Consider the following 14,778-nt stretch of genomic DNA (forward strand, 5'->3'; position numbering starts at 1 on the left):
ACTTTAAGAAAGGACATTATTTACATGCGTACACCAATTATTGCTGGTAACTGGAAATTACATATGAATCCTAAGCAAACAACTGAATTTGTTGCTGCTGTAAAGGATAAATTGCCAGAAGCAAGTAAGGTTGAAGCACTAATTTGTGCTCCTGCCGTCGATCTTGAAAGTTTAGCGAACGCAGCTGCTGGCACAAACCTGCGCGTCGGTGCAGAAAATGCTTATTTTGAAGATGAAGGTGCCTTCACTGGTGAAACTTCACCTAAAGTTTTAAAAGAAATGGGCATGAACTATTGTATTATTGGTCACTCCGAACGCCGTGGCTATTTTCACGAAACAGATGATGACATTAACAAGAAAGCTAAGGCTTTATTTGCTAATGGCGTTACTCCAATTATTTGCTGTGGTGAATCACTTGAAACACGTGAAGCTAACAAGCAAGAAGATTGGGTAGTTAGTCAAATTAAGGCTGCACTTGCCGGTTTGTCAGCTGATCAAGTTTCAAGTTTAGTTATTGCTTATGAACCTATCTGGGCTATTGGTACCGGTAAGACTGCCAGTTCTGACCAAGCTGAAGAAATGTGCAAGACTATTCGTGATACTATTAAAGATCTGTACAACGAAGAAACTGCTGAGAATGTTAGAATTCAATATGGTGGTTCAGTAAATCCAGGTAATGTTAAGGAATTAATGGCTAAACCTGATATTGATGGTGGTTTAGTCGGTGGTGCTTCACTTAAACCTGATTCATTCTTAGAATTAGTAAATTACCAAGATTAATTTTTAACTGTATATAATAAAAGAGTCTCTGATTTTTCAGAGACTTTTTTGTTTAATATTTCCACTATCGCTTGCTTTTATCATAATGCGTGTCCATAATAGGGTGAAATAATTCCAATATGGGAGGTAAAGACTATGAAATTACGTAAAACAATTACTTGGTCAGTTATTTTGGCTGCCTTAGCTGCAACAAGTGGAATTAGTGTTAATCAGACGAATTTGGTTCAGGCGGCAAGTACTTCAAAAAATGCCAAAATTACTACTAATAAAACAAAATATGGCTTTAAGAGAGACTTTAAGTTTCCTAAATCGTGGCGTGGCAAATGGTATAGTAATACTCATGATAAATTAAGCAAAATGACCGTTAAAAAGAATGGTTTCAATACGCCTTGGACCGGAGAATATGTCGAATTGGTATCTGCAGGTAAAGTAAAAGGTACTAATAAATACTTGTGGCAAATGCCGCAAAGTTGGTTTACCAAGCATGATAAAATTTTTAAACATTTAGGTAGATTAACCACTAATAAGATTAGCAACAAAAAATGGCTTGTCTTTAGTCCAATAGATGAAAACAATATTGAAATTGGCTTCGCTTTTAGATTAAGGAATGAAAAAGTTGCTGGTAAAACTCAAAAAGTAATATTTGAAGCTAATCCTAAAACCGGTGAAATCGTTGACCAGTTCTTCCGTTCACCAAAATTAGCGCAAAAATATCAACACTATAATTTTAAGGGTGAAACTTATGCCCCTTCATTTAACCAGTATTAAGTAAAGTAAATATCAGATTTTAAAACTAATTCTCAATTAAGGAATTAGTTTTTTTAATAAATTGAATTACTTTATACAACCAACCAGTTTATAATTATTACTATAAATAAAAACACAATATTGTTTTACAGGAGAGAAACATGGCTAAAAAATTTATTACTATATTTGCATTAGCAGGCTTAGCTATACCTATGACAGTGCCACTTGCAAGTGTTCAACCAAAAACCGTGCAGGCTGCGCAAACCCAGAAAAACAAATATGGTTTTGGAAAACAATTTAGATTTCCCAAAACCTGGCGTGGCAAATGGTATAGCAATAACAATTTTACCCCCAATCCAATGAGTATTCATGCGTCTGCGATCAATATGCCTCTAACTAATGATTATTTTAAAGTAATAAAAGTCGGAATGGTCAAAGGCACAAAGAAATATCCTTGGGAAATGCCTTCAGCTTGGCAAGAGGAAAATCAGAGCATTTTAGCAAAATATTTACGAATATCTAGTAAAAAAATGCATGGGAGTAAGTGGATCATACTAAGTCCGGTACAGGAAAAGACAACTAAAAACGGAAATGCTTTCACAGTTAAGACTGAAAAAATAGCTGGTAAAAAACATAAAGTTTTATTTCAAAGTAATCCAGAAGATGGTTTAGTAACTAACCAATTTTTTAAAACAAAATCTATAACAAATAAGTATAGTGCATTTGAATTTAAAGATATGAAATATAGTAAAGTTAACCCACGTTAATTATTGAAACTGTAGTCGCAACTAATTGTGATTACAGGTTTTTATCAACATTTGGAGCAAAAATGAAAATACTTTTAACAGGGGACAGCATTATTGCCCGTAAAGAAGGACTAAGAGAACCTCGTATTAATAATGCAATAAAAGCAAAAATACCTGATATTGAGATTGCCAATACTGCAGTTTCCGGAGTAAATTCGGGAGCCTTTTATGCATTATTGCCAGATTTGATCCTAAAAGTTGAACGCTGCGATAAGTTGGTATTGCTTTTGGGAACAAACGATATAGCAAAACACAAGCGGGTACCTATCGCTCAATTCAAGAGAAACATGGCTCTCATTATATCTAGCATAATTTGTTTATATTATCCTCAAAATTTAATTTTAATTTCCCCTCCTGCTGTTGATTAAAATAGGCAAAATAAGCGGACCAACCGTGAAATTGCTGTTTATACTGCTGAGCTGATTAAGTTAGCAGAAACCTACAATTTAAATTTTATTAATCTATTCCAAGCTATGATTGATCATGGCAATTTAACAACACTCTGTAAAGGGCAATTGGATGACGGCTTACATTTTGGAAAAGAAGGATATAACCTATTAGCAAATTTAATAGTTAAAAAACTGCAAGAATAGGAATCAAGCTCAGTATTTGAAAAATCCTTGCTATGGAGCTAACTCTATGTTATACGCTTTATTTCAAAATGATAAAGGAGTACCAAAATGAAAGAAACAACACTAAATAATGGTATATCAATGCCTACTCTAGGTATAGGCGTTTTTCAAATAACTGACCCGACTATGGCTGAAAATGTAGTTGAGGATGCAATCCGAATAGGATATCGTCTAATTGACACAGCTTCATCATATGGTAATGAAGAGGCTGTAGGAAAGGCCATTAAAAACAGTGGAGTTGATAGAAGCGATTTGTTTATCACCACTAAATTGTGGGTATCTGATACAGGTTATGAGGCAACCAAACGGGCAATTACCAATTCTCTAAGAAAATTACAGCTTGATTATTTAGATCTGTATCTAATACACCAGCCTTATGGTGATGTTTATGGTTCCTGGCGTGCAATGGAAGAAGTATATAAGGCCGGAATTATCAGAGCAATTGGAGTTTCTAATTTTTCACCAGACCGTGTTCTCGATTTAAGTTTGTATAATGATATCCGTCCTGTTGTTGACCAAATTGAAATTAATCCTTGGATGCAAGAAGCAAAAGAAGTTTCTTTCCTCCAAAAAAATAAAATTCAACCCGAAGCTTGGGCACCTTTCGCGGAAGGAAAGCATCATATGTTTACTAATTCACTAATTAGGCAAATAGCTGCAGATCATCATAAAACAACTGGTCAAGTTATCTTACGCTGGTTAGTTCAAAGAGGAATAGTAGTCATTCCAAAATCAATTCATCACGATCGCTTGGTAGAAAACAGTAAAATTTTTGACTTTGAATTAAATCAAGCAGAAATGGCACAAATAAAAAATCTGGATAAAAATGAAAGTCAGTTTTTTGATCATCGTGATCCAGCATCAGTGAAAAATATTCATGATTTAATTAGAAACGTAGATTAAAGGAAAACGAATTTTGACAATAAACGAAATCAGTAAAAAATTTAGCTTATCTAAAGATACCTTACGTTACTGGGAAAAAGAAAAGCTGATACCTACTGTTAAAAGAGACAAAAATGGCTATCGCGTGTATGACACAAAAGAACAAAACTGGGTTTTTTACATTATGGTTTTACGTAAAGCAGGTATGTCTATCAAAAAATTAAAAAAGTTTGTCAATTTATATATGAAATACTCTTCAACTGCAGAAATACGGAAGCATTTGCTAATTGTGCAGCGAAGCCAGCTGAATAAGGAAATTATAAATATTAAAAAAACAGTTAATTATCTTGATTATAAAATTGATCATTTTGATGATCAATTGTTAAGTTTTGAAAAAGAAAAACTGGCATATGAAAAACGCATTTAAGCCTTGCCACGATAAACGCTCTTAAAACTAATTAGTAATTTTAGGAGTGTTTTTGTTATTGGTTAGAAGTTAAATTTGGAACAATTACAATTATATCTTGTTTAGCATAATTTAATTTGTTAATATTACTAATAAATTAAAAAATAATTAAAGATTTTGCTGAAATTATTTTACTGCCATGTGAACTAATAAAGGAGGGCCAAAATGTATCATTATCTCAAAAAACATGCATTTGCAGTTATAACATCTTGTCTATTACTTTTAGTAAATTCTGTATTGCAAGTTTTGGCTGCTACCAAAATGGCCGTACTGGCAAATTATTTAATTGCCGGCAAAATTAGGCCTTTTGTTAGCATGTTGGTAGTGATCTTTTTACTTTGGTTTCTCACGTTTCTTATTTCTTTTCTGGAAAGTTATATTCAAGAAACAGTTATACAAGATATTCTTAGCAATATTCGCAATGACATTGTTACTAGTCTAATTAAACTTTCTCAAAATGAATTTAAATAAAATCCAGTGGATTATTATGAGTCTTACCTGCAAAATGATGTCAATTTAATTCAAAAAGAAGGTCTGAATACCTTTTTTCTAATAGTACGTTTTAGTGGTAATGCAATTTTTGCGTTAATAGCTTTATACCTTTATAGCAATATTCTATTTCTTGCAGCTATTTTATTAGTTTTAGTGATTATATTAGTCCCGCGTTTTTGCAAAAGATTTCTGACAGCAGGGGTTACTAAAATTTCTCAGGCTAACGAAAATTTTTTAAAATTTACTAGTAGCGGTTTACACGGCTATGATACTCTATACGCTTTTAACGCTTTGGGTGAAATCAAGAAGTTAGTCGCGACGGGATCACAAAGTTTAAAGCAGGCAAATGTACATAACACTGTCAGACGTTCCGCTGTGGATATTATTACAGGTGTAATCAATATTGGTAGTCAACTTCTTATTCTAGGTATTACAGGACTTCTTCATTTTCAAGGAAAAATTAGTGCAGGTGCTATTTTGTCCACTGCTGAATTAGCTACTAAGGTTTTTGACTCTGCCGGAATTATTAATCGTTACTTTGCACAATTGCTTTCTACTTCCAGTATTTTTGCTAAATTTAATGAGCTGAAAGGACAAGAGGAAAGTGAAAATGACAATTTTGTTAAAACTAATTTTTCAATGGAGTTTCAGTCACTGGAATTTAAAAATGTCACCTTTTCATATCCTAATGCAAAAGAAAAAATTCTGCATAATTTTTCTTATGTCTTTAAAAAAGGCGATTTTTATAAATTAAATGGGATTTCTGGCCGGGGTAAATCCACGTTACTTAAATTGGCAACGGGTCAACTTACTCCTACTAAAGGCGAAATTTTACTAAATGGGACCAATATTACTGTTATACCCCGTAACGTAATAAACTCAATAATTATCTATCTGCCCCAGACAGTGACAGTGTTTCCTCGCAGTATTAATTATAATATCTTGCTGGGACGAAACTATAATAAAGCAAGTCTAGATAGGGTAAAACAAGATTTTGAAGTTAATGAAAATTGGCATTATAATTCCTTATCTGGCGGTCAAACTCAACGTATTGCGTTAGCTAGACTAATCGATACTAAGGGTAAATTAATTTTACTGGATGAGAGCTTTTCCAGTATTGACCTGAAAACAGCACAAGATTTATTGCAAAAATTATTAAATAGGGTGGAAAGCGTAATTGTTGTTTCACATCGAAGTGCAGAAGTTGCTAACTTTTCCTTCAAAAATCTGCTATTAAAATAATATTTTGTAAACTAGCCTAAAAAAAGCGTTACTAGCAGTTTAGCTAAGCTATCATGCAAGTAGCGCCTTTTTAATTAAAATTAACATTATATTTACGACCAACGGGTGGAAAAGTTGGCAGTCGTAGCGGAGTAGTGTGCCATTGAGTAAAAAGCGTGGCGCATAATAATATAAAGGGTACGTCTTCAGGACGATCAATATCGCAAATTAAAACGACACCCTCATTGCGAACAACAGTCTTAACAGTAGCAACTTTTTTTAGCCCAAAAAGAAATTTATAACTTCCTTTTTTTATACTGCCAGTAACTATGTAGTTTAAACGAGTAACATAGAAAAGGTTAGCTACCTTATTGTTTAATCTTTTAACTTTGACCAAAGAATGATTAACCACATCAATGGTGTAAGAAGAGATAATGCCATTACCATCAGTGTACAGCCGTCCTATTTCTTTGCCGGTAAACCTTTTTAAGTACAGGGTGTGATTAGGATTATCTAAATTACCTTGAATAATATATTCAATTTGGTCTTCTTCATTTGCAACAGGTATTTGACCATATTCCTGTTTCTGAGTTAATTCCAATAAGTAGCGCATTTAAGCACCTCTATTCTTTTGCGTTATTTTTAATAAATTTCCTTAAAATATAAGCAACTCCATTATCATTGTTTGATTTAGTCCGGACTTGTGCTAATTTCTTAATAGCGGGTACTGCATTTGCCATAGCTACTCCTACGCCGGCATCCCTAATCATACTGGCATCATTAAGATTATCCCCAATTGCGGCTACTTCCTCTCTTTTAATACCCTTTTTTCTGGCATAATCTAAAAGGGCAGGGCCTTTCTGTGCTTTAATATCATTAATCTCAATGTTAGCTGCAGAGCTTGACGTCACAACAACACCGTCTACACCCTTGATTTCTTTTTTAACTTTGGTAAAAGCAGCAGGTCCGTGTGCATCAAAGGCAATTATTTTCATAATTTCGGTTTTAGGGTTAGTTAACAATTTGTCAAAGTTTTTTTCCAAGGTCATGCTAAACATAGCATTACTACCAGCCGCTGTTGCAACTGCTTTTTTAAAAGTTACTCCTGGATTCAGAGTCATTAGTGCACGAGCCAAGTTAACCACACGTTTACTGATATCACTTGAATATATTTGTTCAGCGGTAACCAATTCAAAATAAATATTGTTTTGTTCAAGAATGTTTGCGATTATACGTGCCTTCTCATTAGGCAATTTATGCTTAATCTGCAAATCATCATTCGCGTCATATACTAATGCACCATTGATATTAATAAAACCCGTTTTTAAACCATAATCTCTAATAGTTTTCCGTGATTGCCGTGGTGCACGCCCCGTAGCTACTAAAAATTCAATTCCATTTCTTTGTGCTGCGCGAATTGCAGACACGTTTTCGTCTGAAATTCTTATATCGCTGTTAAACAGGGTTCCGTCTAAATCACAAGCTACTAATTTAATCACAGATAATTAACTCCTCCTAGTTACAGATCATTTCTTTATCTACCATATTACCATATATGAAGAAATTCTTACTTTATAATTTTAGATGATAAAAAGAGCTAAAATGTATTAAATTTCACCACATCGATAATTAATTTCATGATACCATAAAAGTTAGTGAAAGAGAGGCCTGTTGAAGTAATGAAAAAGTTTATTGGTAACGACTGGGATGAAATATTGGCTCCCATTTTCGAAAGCAAAGAATATCAGCAATTACATGAATTTTTAAAAACAGAATATGCTACAAAGAAAATTTATCCTGATATGTATCATATTTTTACTGCTTTCAAACTAACCTCGTTTGCAAATACAAAAGTTGTGATTTTAGGACAAGATCCGTATCACAATCCTGGTCAGGCAACTGGAATGAGTTTTGCGGTTAATCCGGGAGTGAAATTGCCTCCTTCCCTTCAAAATATTTATAAAGAATTATATGATGATGTTGGTTGCCGTCCAGTTAATCACGGTTACTTAAAAAAATGGGCAGATCAGGGAGTATTATTGTTAAATGCTGTTTTGACAGTTCCTTATGGTCATGCTAATGGTCATCAGGGAAAGGGCTGGGAAGCCGTGACCGATGCCGCTATCAAAGCTTTGAGTGATCGTGGTAAAGTAGTCTTTATTTTGTGGGGGCGTTTTGCTCAAAACAAAATCGTTTTAATTGACCAAGACAAAAATTTTGTGATTAAATCAGCTCATCCAAGTCCATATTCAGCTGATAGGGGATTCTTTGGTTCAAGACCGTTTTCGCGTTGCAATGAAGCGCTGAAAAATTTCGAAGAAACCCCAATTGATTGGCAATTACCGGCAAAGGTTACGCAAGCAGATTTAGCATAGGTAGGAGATAAATGAGCGTTTTTGATCTATTAAAAAATAAGGTGCAAAATTCGAAAAAAGTATATCAAATAGTTTTTCCGGAGGGAAACGACTTACGTATTTTAAATGCAGCCAGTCAGTTATCCCTGGCAAATATTATTAAACCTATTTTATTAGGTAATGCCGGAGTAATAACTAATACAATCCGCAAAAACAATTTAGCTTTTAACGAATTAGAAATAGTTGATCCGATTCACTATAAAAGCAAAAAGGCGATGGTACAAAGCTTTATAAAGGCACGTAGAAAAAATGTCCCGCAGTCTGATATTGCTGAAATATTAAATGAGCCCAATTATTTTGGTACTATGTTGGTGGAAATGGGTCTGGCCGATGGCATGGTATCTGGAGCAACTCATTCAACCGCTGAAACGGTTAGACCTGCTCTACAATTGATTCATACAACTGAAGGGATGAAGCGCGTTTCTGGCAGTTTCATTATGGAACGCCAAGATGAGAAATATATTTTTGCAGACTGTGCTATCAATTTAGAGCCAGATAGTGAAACATTGGCGGAAATTGCATACCAATCAGTTCAAACCGCCAAAATGATTGATATAAATCCTAAAGTTGCATTTTTGAGTTTTTCAACTAAAGGCTCAGCTAAAGGCGATATGGTTACCAAAGTTAAGAAAGCTGCTGCGCTTTTTCATAAAGAACATCCTGAAATTCCAGCAGATGGCGAACTACAATTCGATGCCGCTTTTGTGCCGGCTGTGGCGGCTAAAAAGGCTCCTGATTCCGCAATAAAGGGCCAAGCAAATATCTTCATATTTCCTGAACTGCAATCTGGTAATATTTCCTATAAAATTGCTCAGCGTTTGGGCAATTTTGCAGCTATTGGTCCTATTTTGCAGGGATTACAGAAACCTGTTAACGACCTGTCACGCGGTGCCAGTACACAGGACGTTTATAATATCGCAATTTTAACTGCTGCGCAGGCGTTATTAAGGGATGAAAACAATGAAGCTTAGTATTGATTCTGCTCAGAAAATGCAGGAGCTTGGTGCAGCTATTGCTCAGACTGCCCAGGCACATGACTTATTATTGCTAAATGGCGATCTCGGAGCTGGTAAAACGACTTTAACTCAGGGAATTGGCAGGGCTCTAGGAATTAAACGCCCAGTAAAAAGTCCCACTTTTACTATTGTGAGGGAATATCCTGAAGCCAAGCTGCCATTATTTCATATGGATTTTTATCGCTTAGAAAATGATGATTTATCTTCCATCGATTTGACTAACTATTTGTCTGAACCGGGAATAGTGGTAATTGAATGGCCAGACGTAATTCAAAAAGAACTTCCTGAGCAATTTTTACAACTGACCATTAAAAGAGTAGATGATAGCTGGTCTTCAACTAAACGAGTAGTTGAATTTGAGGCAAAGGGTGAAAGATATAAACAATGGGTCAAAAATATTTTGCGGCTTCTAACTTAAAAAGTAGGGTTTTTAAACCCTGCTTTTTTGCTTATATTTGGTAGACCAAACCTTTAAGAGCTTCATCTCCATACTTTTCATTTTGCGCTATCAAAATACCTGCACAGGCCTCACTATCGCTAAGAGCATTATGATGGTGCCATAATTCCACATTAAGAGCTTTAGAAACTGTATCCAGTTTGAGATTAGGTAGCTTGGGTTCAAATAATTTGCTGGTCTGCAAGGTATCGATGACGAAATAATGCGGTTCAGGAATATCATAGCGAGCTAAGCTTTGACGCATTACATTAGTATCGAACCGAGCATTGTGCGCTGTAACCAACATCCCAGGCTGATAAAGTGCCTTAATTTTAGGCCAGACTTCAGCCATAGTCGGGGCATCCTTAACGTCTTCTGCAGTGATATCGTGGATTTGAATATTGCGTGCATCAAAAGGCATTTGCGGATTAATTACCGTATAAAAGCGATCTACAATTTGGTTGTTGCGAACCATTACCAAGGCCAAAGAGCAGGCACTTTCAGGGTGTCTGTTGGCTGTTTCGAAATCCATCGCAATAAAATTCATGTTATCTCCTTTAAATTTTAATTTTAGTATAACATATGATGAAGCTCTTAACTGAATGAGGTAAAATAGAAAAAGATTAGATAAAAGGGGATTTTGGTTTTGAAGTTATCAGATTTAACCAAAAAAGGTTTAGAAATAAAAAAACAGGTTCCACTTAGTAAATACACATTTACGAAAACAGGAGGTCCAGCTGAATTACTTGCTTTTCCTCACAGTGAAAGTGAATTAAGAGATTTAGTAATTACTGCTTATGATAACAAGATTCCCTTAACTGTAATAGGCAATGCTTCTAACTTAATAATACGTGATGGTGGTATTTCAGGTCTGGTTTTAATATTAACCGCGATGAACCAAATTAAGGTTGAAGGTAATCAAGTTGTTGCTCAATCAGGAGCCACTATTGTGGATACGGCTTTTACAGCTGCACATCATGGCCTAAGTGGGTTAGAATTCGCAGCTGGGATACCAGGAAGTGTTGGTGGTGCAGTTTTCATGAACGCTGGTGCTTATGGAGGTGAAACTAGTAACGTTATTCAAAGTGTCAAGGTGATGACGCGGAAGGGAAAAATAAAGCAATATTCTTTGTCTGAAATGAATTTTTCTTATAGACATTCATTAGTCCAGGATAATGGTGATATCGTTATAGAGGCTGTTTTTGCATTAAAAAGATCTGCCAAAAGTCGTATTTTAGCAGAAATGAATTATCTTAATGCTTTGCGTAAATATAAACAGCCGCTTGAATACCCCTCGTGTGGCAGTGTTTTTAAACGACCGGCCGGTCACTATGTTGGTCCAATGATTATTAAGGCAGGATTACAAGGTAAGCAAATTGGTGGCGCTCAAGATTCCACCAAGCACGCCGGATTTATTGTAAATAAGGGTAATGCTACTGCGACTGATTACCTCAATTTAATTCATCTGATACAGGCAAAAATTAAGTCTCAATTTGGTTTGGATTTGCAAACTGAAGTTAGAATAATTGGCGAACCTGATGAATAAACTGCTACAATTATTATGTTCACACATTAGAGAAAGGAGTATTTATGCAAACTAGCGGAGCACATATTTTTACTTGGGGCAACTTATCTACGATTCTTGATGTCCTGATTATCTGGTTTGTAGTTTATCACTTAGTTATTTTAATCAGGGGAACTAAGGCTGTCCAACTAGCCAAGGGAATTGTGCTGATTTTTATCGTGCGTATTATTGCAGGGATACTGCAACTACATACCACGACTTGGCTGATTGACCAAATTGTTTCTTGGTCTGTAGTTGGAATTATTGTGATTTTTCAACCAGAAATTAGACGTGGTCTCGAACATTTAGGACGCCTGCCAATTTTTGGCGGTCGCGAGGACAGTGCTCGAAGCGAATCAATTAAGTTTATTAATGAAATTGACAAAGCTATTCAATATATGTCAAAAAGAAGAATTGGGGCACTCATTACTATCCAGCAAGAAACTGGCCTGGAAGATTATATTGAAACTGGGATCAAGCTTAACGCCGATGTTACAGGAGAATTATTAATTAACATTTTTATTCCTAATACTCCATTACACGATGGTGCCGTGATTATTAACAAGGATCACAAAATTGCAGTGGCAGCAGCTTATTTACCACTTTCAGATAATAGTATGATTCCTAAAAGATTGGGAACCCGTCACCGGGCTGCTGTAGGTATTTCCGAAGTGACGGATGCAATTACCGTCGTTGTGTCGGAGGAAACAGGTGGGGTAACAATTACCCGTAACGGTCGCTTTATGGTCGATATGACTCGGGATGAATATCTAAAATATCTTACTGCTGAACTGGTACCAAAGATAAATGATAATGATAAATGGTATCAAAAAATTATCCGTAAAATATGGAAATGGGGTGCTGACCGATGAAAGAGTTTTGGAAAAAATCTTGGTTTATCAGGCTGGTTTCCCTTTTAATTGCAGTTTTATTAGTTATTTATGTCAATTCTACCCAAGAAGGATTTTTATCTCAGGGACAAACTGAAAAGACAAAGCAAACTGCTAATAAGACTGAAACTATCAAAGTACCTTTGCAGGTTTCAGTTGATACCGATAAGTATTACGTTGTAGGCTATCCCGAAAGAGTTAGTGTTACTTTGGAAGGGTCTACGGCACTTGTTACTTCTACGATCAATACCCAAAATTTTAGAGCTTACATTGACTTGACGAAAAAAAGCATTGGTAAGCATAATGTCAAAATTCATATTAATGGCATTAATAAGCAAATATCTTATTCAGTCAAGCCGCGAAATATTACTGTTGACATTCAGCGACGTAAGTCAACTACAATGCCTGTACAAATAGAGTATAATAAGGGTGCTGTAGCCCCTGGTTATCAGAGAGGTCATTCCAGTGTTTATCCACAACAGGTGGAGGTAACTGGGGCGCGCTCAGAAGTTGATCAAATCGATCAGATTGTTGCCAGGGTGGTTTTACCTAATGGTATTGATCACACTTATGAGCGCCAGGTAAACCTGATTGCAGTAGATAATAAGGGCAGACAGTTGAATGTAATAATTGATCCTGCAACTGCTAAAGTAACAATACCTATTACAACGGCAAAAAAAGTAGTAAAAGTTCAGCTTGAGCCTGAACATGAAAAAACAAATAAAATTTACTCATTGACTGCTAAAACTAAATATGTAACTTTATATGGCAATGAAGATGCTCTGGCGAAAGTTAAGCGCTTGAAAGTTCCCATTGATTTAGGTTCTGTTAATGTTTCTGCTACCAAAACTATTACTTTCAATTTACCTGACGGTGTAGTTAAATCGAATCCAAGGCAAATCAATGTTGATATAAAGGTAGAAAATACAAAAGACACACAAAATGTTGATAAATAAGAAAGAAAGGTTGTTTAGTAATGTTAAAATATTTTGGCACTGATGGTGTTCGTGGGGTGGCTAATCAAGATTTATCTCCTGAATTGGCATTTAAACTAGGGCGAGACGGTGGTTACGTCTTAACTAAAAACAAGTCTAAAGAAGAACAGGCCAAAGTTTTGGTTTCTCGTGATACGAGGATTTCTGGCCAGATGTTGGAATATGCCTTAATATCGGGACTTCTTTCTGTTGGAATTGAGGTCTTGGAAGTAGGTGTAATTACTACACCGGGATTATCGTATCTAGTTCGTGCTCAAGGCGCTGATGCAGGTGTTCAAATCTCTGCTTCCCATAATCCTGTGGAAGACAATGGTATTAAGTTCTTTGGCAGCGATGGTTTGAAATTGTCGGACGAAATGGAAGGCGAAATTGAAAAATTGATTGATGCCCCTGAAGATAGTTTACCTCGACCTTCTGCCAAAGGATTGGGTTCTGTCACCGATTTTCATGAAGGTAGTGCCAAATATTTACAGTTTATTGAAAATACTATTCCCGAAGACCTTAGTGGCATTAAGGTTGTGATTGATGGTGCTAATGGTGCCGCCAGCAGCCTAATTTCACGGTTATTTGCTGATTGTGGTGTTGACTTCACTACTATTGCCATTCATCCCGATGGCCTTAACATTAATGATCACGTTGGAGCCACTCATACTGAAAAACTGCAGGAAGAAGTAGTGAAACAGGGTGCACAACTTGGTCTTGCATTTGACGGTGATGCTGATCGTTGTATCGCTGTCGATGAAAATGGTCATGAAGTTGATGGCGACCACATTATGTATATACTCGGCAGCTATATGGAAGATGGTGGTCGTTTGAAAAAAGATACAATCGTTACCACTGTAATGAGTAATCTCGGATTTACTAAAGCGTTGCAAAGGCGTGGCATTAAAAATGTCCGGACTCAGGTAGGCGACCGCTATGTTTCAGAAGAAATGCGTGCGCATGGCTATAATTTAGGTGGAGAACAATCGGGTCACGTGATTATGAGTGATTATCATAATACAGGTGACGGAATGCTAACAGGTTTACATTTGATGTTAGTGATGAAAAGAACTGGCAAAACTCTAACTGAGTTACTAACTGATTTTAAAGAATATCCACAGTGTCTGGTAAATGTTCCGGTAAAAGATAAGAACTCCTGGAAAGAACATCAACCTATTTTAGATGTAATAAAAGAGGTTGAAAACGATATGGGTGACGATGGTAGAGTATTAGTGCGACCTTCCGGAACACAGTCACTTTTGCGTGTAATGGCTGAAGGACCAACCCAAGAGGAAACTGATGCCTATGTGAAGAGAATAACTGATGTAGTTGAAAAGGAAATGGGCGTGTAAGTAAAATAAACCCATTGCATTTTTGAGTTAAAAAGCAGGTAAATAATAATAAGACCCCAAAATTGAAGTCAATTTTGGGGTCTTATTATACAAACTTTACTCA

17 protein-coding genes and 1 pseudogene are annotated in these 14,778 nt (G+C 35.8%); 15 read left to right on the plus strand and 3 right to left on the minus strand.

The features are described from left to right. Window positions 1-24 precede the first annotated feature (24 nt). The 8 genes and pseudogenes from tpiA to F5ESL0259_RS03105 all read left to right on the plus strand — a co-directional run bounded on the left by tpiA (window position 25) and on the right by F5ESL0259_RS03105 (window position 6,047). Window positions 25-780, plus strand: coding sequence for a triose-phosphate isomerase (tpiA, locus tag F5ESL0259_RS03070; protein ID WP_122037428.1), 756 nt, complete (start codon window positions 25-27; stop codon window positions 778-780). A 135-nt stretch (window positions 781-915) separates the two neighbouring features. Further along, window positions 916-1,548, plus strand: a complete 633-nt coding sequence (locus F5ESL0259_RS03075) for a hypothetical protein (RefSeq protein ID WP_122037429.1) — start codon at window positions 916-918, stop codon at window positions 1,546-1,548. Between the two features lie 140 nt (window positions 1,549-1,688). After that, window positions 1,689-2,294 (plus strand): hypothetical protein, encoded by a 606-nt coding sequence (locus tag F5ESL0259_RS03080; protein ID WP_122037430.1) that lies wholly within the window; start codon window positions 1,689-1,691, stop codon window positions 2,292-2,294. Between the two features lie 62 nt (window positions 2,295-2,356). Beyond that, window positions 2,357-2,926: pseudogene (locus tag F5ESL0259_RS03085) on the plus strand (GDSL-type esterase/lipase family protein). Window positions 2,927-3,013: 87 nt separating this feature from the next. Continuing rightward, window positions 3,014-3,868, plus strand: coding sequence for an aldo/keto reductase (locus F5ESL0259_RS03090; protein WP_122037431.1), 855 nt, complete (start codon window positions 3,014-3,016; stop codon window positions 3,866-3,868). 13 nt (window positions 3,869-3,881) lie between these two features. Then, entirely contained in the window at window positions 3,882-4,274 is a 393-nt protein-coding gene (locus F5ESL0259_RS03095; protein WP_122037432.1) for a MerR family transcriptional regulator, read from the plus strand. A 204-nt stretch (window positions 4,275-4,478) separates the two neighbouring features. Further along, on the plus strand, window positions 4,479-4,784 hold the full coding sequence (locus F5ESL0259_RS03100; RefSeq protein ID WP_122037433.1) for an ABC transporter ATP-binding protein: 306 nt from the start codon (window positions 4,479-4,481) through the stop codon (window positions 4,782-4,784). Window positions 4,785-4,790: 6 nt separating this feature from the next. Beyond that, window positions 4,791-6,047, plus strand: coding sequence for an ATP-binding cassette domain-containing protein (locus F5ESL0259_RS03105; RefSeq protein ID WP_122037434.1), 1,257 nt, complete (start codon window positions 4,791-4,793; stop codon window positions 6,045-6,047). A gap of 70 nt (window positions 6,048-6,117) precedes the next feature. On the opposite strand, the gene F5ESL0259_RS08955 is transcribed toward F5ESL0259_RS03105, so the two are convergent. Together F5ESL0259_RS08955 and F5ESL0259_RS03110 are read right to left on the minus strand one after the other, a co-directional pair. Further along, on the minus strand, window positions 6,118-6,639 hold the full coding sequence (locus tag F5ESL0259_RS08955; protein WP_158593805.1) for a hypothetical protein: 522 nt from the start codon (window positions 6,637-6,639) through the stop codon (window positions 6,118-6,120). A gap of 10 nt (window positions 6,640-6,649) precedes the next feature. Further along, complete coding sequence (locus F5ESL0259_RS03110) at window positions 6,650-7,525, minus strand: Cof-type HAD-IIB family hydrolase (RefSeq protein WP_122025879.1); 876 nt, start codon at window positions 7,523-7,525, stop codon at window positions 6,650-6,652. 180 nt (window positions 7,526-7,705) lie between these two features. On the opposite strand from F5ESL0259_RS03110, the gene F5ESL0259_RS03115 reads away from it, so the two are divergent. Genes F5ESL0259_RS03115 through tsaE form a run of 3 tightly spaced genes read left to right on the plus strand, consistent with a single transcriptional unit; the run spans window position 7,706 to window position 9,874 of the window. Then, window positions 7,706-8,401 carry a uracil-DNA glycosylase gene (locus tag F5ESL0259_RS03115; protein ID WP_122037435.1) on the plus strand — a complete coding sequence of 232 codons (696 nt, stop codon included), beginning with the start codon at window positions 7,706-7,708 and terminating at the stop codon, window positions 8,399-8,401. A gap of 11 nt (window positions 8,402-8,412) precedes the next feature. Next, complete coding sequence (gene pta, locus F5ESL0259_RS03120) at window positions 8,413-9,411, plus strand: phosphate acetyltransferase (RefSeq protein WP_122037436.1); 999 nt, start codon at window positions 8,413-8,415, stop codon at window positions 9,409-9,411. After that, window positions 9,401-9,874, plus strand: coding sequence for a tRNA (adenosine(37)-N6)-threonylcarbamoyltransferase complex ATPase subunit type 1 TsaE (gene tsaE, locus F5ESL0259_RS03125; protein ID WP_122025887.1), 474 nt, complete (start codon window positions 9,401-9,403; stop codon window positions 9,872-9,874). The genes pta and tsaE overlap by 11 nt, the downstream gene beginning before the upstream one ends. Window positions 9,875-9,905: 31 nt before the next feature. On the opposite strand, the gene F5ESL0259_RS03130 is transcribed toward tsaE, so the two are convergent. After that, entirely contained in the window at window positions 9,906-10,439 is a 534-nt protein-coding gene (locus F5ESL0259_RS03130; protein ID WP_122037437.1) for a 3'-5' exonuclease, read from the minus strand. Window positions 10,440-10,538: 99 nt separating this feature from the next. Between F5ESL0259_RS03130 and murB the strand changes: the two genes are divergently transcribed. The 4 genes from murB to glmM are packed head-to-tail and all read left to right on the plus strand — an operon-like array spanning window position 10,539 to window position 14,675. Beyond that, window positions 10,539-11,438, plus strand: a complete 900-nt coding sequence (murB, locus tag F5ESL0259_RS03135; protein WP_122037535.1) for a UDP-N-acetylmuramate dehydrogenase — start codon at window positions 10,539-10,541, stop codon at window positions 11,436-11,438. 44 nt (window positions 11,439-11,482) lie between these two features. Further along, a complete protein-coding gene (gene cdaA, locus F5ESL0259_RS03140; RefSeq protein ID WP_122037438.1) occupies window positions 11,483-12,328 on the plus strand; it encodes a diadenylate cyclase CdaA in 846 nt (281 codons plus the stop codon). Next, entirely contained in the window at window positions 12,325-13,302 is a 978-nt protein-coding gene (locus tag F5ESL0259_RS03145; protein WP_122037439.1) for a YbbR-like domain-containing protein, read from the plus strand. The genes cdaA and F5ESL0259_RS03145 overlap by 4 nt, the downstream gene beginning before the upstream one ends. Before the next feature lie 20 nt (window positions 13,303-13,322). After that, window positions 13,323-14,675 (plus strand): phosphoglucosamine mutase, encoded by a 1,353-nt coding sequence (glmM, locus tag F5ESL0259_RS03150; RefSeq protein WP_122037440.1) that lies wholly within the window; start codon window positions 13,323-13,325, stop codon window positions 14,673-14,675. Window positions 14,676-14,778 lie beyond the last annotated feature (103 nt).

Origin of the sequence: Lactobacillus sp. ESL0259, assembly GCF_003693045.1 — a bacterium.
Lineage (GTDB): Bacteria > Bacillota > Bacilli > Lactobacillales > Lactobacillaceae > Lactobacillus > Lactobacillus melliventris.

Bases quoted from the DNA above. Each gene is read 5' to 3' on its own strand.
- tpiA (WP_122037428.1), top strand. From the start codon at position 25: ATGCGTACACCAATTATTGCTGGTAACTGGAAATTACATATGAATCCT.
- F5ESL0259_RS03075 (WP_122037429.1), top strand. From the start codon at position 916: ATGAAATTACGTAAAACAATTACTTGGTCAGTTATTTTGGCTGCCTTA.
- F5ESL0259_RS03080 (WP_122037430.1), top strand. From the start codon at position 1,689: ATGGCTAAAAAATTTATTACTATATTTGCATTAGCAGGCTTAGCTATA.
- F5ESL0259_RS03090 (WP_122037431.1), top strand. From the start codon at position 3,014: ATGAAAGAAACAACACTAAATAATGGTATATCAATGCCTACTCTAGGT.
- F5ESL0259_RS03100 (WP_122037433.1), top strand. From the start codon at position 4,479: ATGTATCATTATCTCAAAAAACATGCATTTGCAGTTATAACATCTTGT.
- F5ESL0259_RS08955 (WP_158593805.1), bottom strand. From the start codon at position 6,639: ATGCGCTACTTATTGGAATTAACTCAGAAACAGGAATATGGTCAAATA.
- F5ESL0259_RS03115 (WP_122037435.1), top strand. From the start codon at position 7,706: ATGAAAAAGTTTATTGGTAACGACTGGGATGAAATATTGGCTCCCATT.
- pta (WP_122037436.1), top strand. From the start codon at position 8,413: ATGAGCGTTTTTGATCTATTAAAAAATAAGGTGCAAAATTCGAAAAAA.
- tsaE (WP_122025887.1), top strand. From the start codon at position 9,401: ATGAAGCTTAGTATTGATTCTGCTCAGAAAATGCAGGAGCTTGGTGCA.
- F5ESL0259_RS03130 (WP_122037437.1), bottom strand. From the start codon at position 10,439: ATGAATTTTATTGCGATGGATTTCGAAACAGCCAACAGACACCCTGAA.
- cdaA (WP_122037438.1), top strand. From the start codon at position 11,483: ATGCAAACTAGCGGAGCACATATTTTTACTTGGGGCAACTTATCTACG.
- F5ESL0259_RS03145 (WP_122037439.1), top strand. From the start codon at position 12,325: ATGAAAGAGTTTTGGAAAAAATCTTGGTTTATCAGGCTGGTTTCCCTT.
- glmM (WP_122037440.1), top strand. From the start codon at position 13,323: ATGTTAAAATATTTTGGCACTGATGGTGTTCGTGGGGTGGCTAATCAA.